We start from the raw sequence: 250 nt of genomic DNA on the forward strand, positions 1-250 counted from the left end.
ATGCAGGTCCTCGCCCTGACTGGCAATATTGCCCTGACGGTTGTTAAGCCGGTCAGTGGTGAGGGTCAATTTCCCCTGATTGAACACTGTCCCCTCACGGTTATTCAGGGTACGGGTATGGAGCGCCAGTTCACCGGTCCCGGTCTGGTTAATTTTTCCCTGATGATTGGATAAATCCGGCGTCGTGAGGTGGATTTCCTTCGCCACTAACTGGCCGCCGTCGTTGTTAAACTGGCCCGGCGTTTTCGCC

General features: G+C 55.2%; 1 protein-coding gene. It reads right to left on the minus strand.

Features of this window, described 5'->3' with window-relative positions; genetic code table 11:
* The coding region (locus tag ACGF49_RS25275) for a hypothetical protein (protein WP_387493565.1) at positions 1–250 on the minus strand (250 nt) is incomplete at both ends.

The sequence above is a fragment of the Photorhabdus sp. RM96S genome (assembly GCF_042879335.1).
GTDB classification, from domain to species: domain Bacteria; phylum Pseudomonadota; class Gammaproteobacteria; order Enterobacterales; family Enterobacteriaceae; genus Photorhabdus; species Photorhabdus kayaii.